The 2453-nt window shown below is 78.2% G+C and carries 1 protein-coding gene and 1 pseudogene; one reads left to right on the top strand and one right to left on the bottom strand.

Features of this window, described 5'->3' with window-relative positions:
* A pseudogene (locus tag ACRYR8_RS21060) lies at positions 1–815 on the bottom strand (hypothetical protein); the annotation flags it as partial.
* 427 nt (positions 816–1242) lie between these two features.
* On the opposite strand from ACRYR8_RS21060, the gene ACRYR8_RS21055 reads away from it, so the two are divergent.
* On the top strand, positions 1243–2085 hold the full coding sequence (locus ACRYR8_RS21055) for a cation efflux transmembrane domain-containing protein (RefSeq protein ID WP_432483873.1): 843 nt from the start codon (positions 1243–1245) through the stop codon (positions 2083–2085).
* Positions 2086–2453 lie beyond the last annotated feature (368 nt).

The raw sequence follows: 2453 nt of genomic DNA, 5'->3' as shown, positions 1-2453 counted from the left end.
CCGGGGTCGGCGGTGTGGTGGACGACGGCGGCCTTGATGGTGCTGGCGTAGGAGGCGGAGGACTTGCGCAGGGTCTCGTCGGCGCCCCAGGCCGCGCGGGAGCGGATCCCCGGCTGCGCCACCGCGCCCAGCAGCACCTGCTCGTCCTGCGCCCCGGTGCTGCGCAGCAGCACGCCGTCGGCGGGGCTGGAGGTGGCGGCGAGCTCGTCGGCGGGGCTGAGCCCCGCGTCCACGACGTGCAGCTCGGCGTGCGCCACGTCCGCTGCGGGCAGGCGGACCTCGACGGTCGCGCGGCTGCCCAGCGAGCCCACCCACAGCGGGTCGGAGCCGGTCACCCGGGTGCGCGCCTCGGCGGTGCCGGGGTCGGCCTCGTTGTCGTTCATGGGCAGCTCGCACCACGGCGACCAGGTGCCGCCGGTGCGGGTGCGCACCGCGATCGCCTCGGCGGTCGTGCCGCGGGGGAAGGTCACGCCGACCATCTGACCGCCGTCCACCTCGACGCTCACGACGCTGAGCGCCGCGCCGGCGTGCAGGGAGCGGGTCGCCGCGCCGCGGGGGGCGGGCACCGCGCCGGTGGCGGCGGTGCTGGGGTGCTGGGCCAGCGGGTAGCTGGTGGTGGAGCCGCCCACGGCCAGCTCGCCCGCGCTCAGGGCGGTGGCGGGCGCGGCGGAGGCCGTCCCGGTGCCGCTGAGGCAGGTCAGCAGGGACAGCGCACCGGCGCCCCCGCCGGCGCGCAGGAGCGCTCGGCGCGAGAACGCCCCGTTCGTCCCGGGACGGTTCCCGTTCTCGTGCTGGGCAGTCGCGGTCCACCGCATGACAGCTCGGTCCTTCGCTCGACGACAGGGGTGGTCGCACCCACACGGGTCAACGCACGTCACGGGCATCGGCACCGGACGGCTGGAGCTTGAGAGGGCGACCAGGGCCGCCTGCCACCCTGACGGAGCGCTTGCTGAGGCTCAAGGTGCTGGAGAGCACGAGTCGGTAACAACACGGTGAGCACGCCGTCACTGTATGTGACTACGTGCTTGCGCCCCCCCGGTGGTGCGGCGCTCCGGACGGCGGATCCCCCGGAGGGGCGCCCGGCCCGGCGAACGTCGACGACAGGTTCGGCTGTATTCAGCCGTCCCTGTACTGTCGCGGCGTGGAGACGACGACACCCGCCGGGGTGCCGGTGAGTTCCGGCGAGACCCCGCCCGACGCCACCCGCTGCCGGCTCCTGCCCGCCCCGCCCGAGGAGCGCCGCTGATGGCCACTTCCTCGTCCCGGGGTCCGTCCGCCCCCACCACCGGTGGCCGCCCGCTGCCGCTGAGCGCCGCCGGTCCCGGGTCCACCGGCCGGCAGCCCCGGCCGCCGGCGCCGCCGGCGCCGCCGGACCCGCAGCGCGAGGCGCGGCGGGCGCTGCTGGCGCGGCGCATCCGCTGGCTCGTGGCCGCCACGATCGCTTACAACGTCATCGAGGCCGTGGTGGCGCTGACCGCCGGTGCCGCGGCCTCCTCCAGCGCGCTGATCGGCTTCGGCCTGGACTCGATCGTCGAGGTCTCCTCCGCCGCCGCGGTGGCGTGGCAGTTCTCCGCACGTGAGGTGCAGGTCCGCCAGGCCCGCGAGCACCGTGCGCTGCGGGTCGTCGCGATCTCCTTCTTCGCCCTGGCCGCCTACGTCCTCGCCGACTCCGCCCGGGCGCTGCTGGGCCGCGGTGACGCCGGGACCTCCCGCGTCGGGATCGTCCTGGCGGCACTGAGCCTGCTGCTCATGCCGGTGCTCTCGGCCGCGCAGCGACGCGCCGGGCGCGAGCTCGGCTCGGCCAGCGCGGTCGCCGACTCCCGGCAGACGCTGCTGTGCACCTACCTGTCCGCGGTGCTGCTGGCCGGCCTCGTCCTCAACGCGGTGCTCGGCTGGTCGTGGGCCGACCCGGTCGCCGCGCTGGTCATCGCCGCCGTCGCGGTGAAGGAGGGCCGCGCGGCCTGGCGCGGCGACGGCTGCTGCGACCCCGCCGCCGCCCTCACCGGCACCGGGGCCGGCACGAGCGAGCAGGAGGCCGCAGCAGCCGTCGGCTGCGGCGACGGCTGCTGCGGGAGCACTGCGTGAGCGCCGTGGCGCGGGCCGTTCGGCGTGGGACCGGACGGCCCGCGCCGGTGGCACCGCGCACCGGGCCCGGCGAGGAGGAGGACGGAGCCGGTCGGGGGTCCACGGGGGCGGCAGCCGGGTCGCACCGGTCCAGCTCCCGCCCGCGGTGGTGTGTAACGCCCGCGCGGGGGGCGGCGATGTGATCGTCGAGCCCGGGGGGCTCGTGCCGCGGTCCGGGGGGACCCGCGGTGGCGAGACGGGCTCACGGGGGAACGCGGGGGGGGGGGGGGGGGGGGGGGGGGGGGGGGGGGGGGGGGGGGGGGCGGGGGGGGGGGGGGGGGGGGGGGGGGGGGGGGGGGGGGGGGGGGGGGGGGGGGGGGGGGGGGGGG

The sequence above is a fragment of the Kineococcus esterisolvens genome, from assembly GCF_050871405.1.
In the GTDB taxonomy this organism is placed as follows: Bacteria; Actinomycetota; Actinomycetes; order Actinomycetales; family Kineococcaceae; genus Kineococcus.
Note: the sequence above shows the minus strand (reverse complement) of the source record. Positions and strands in the feature narration are given on the sequence as shown.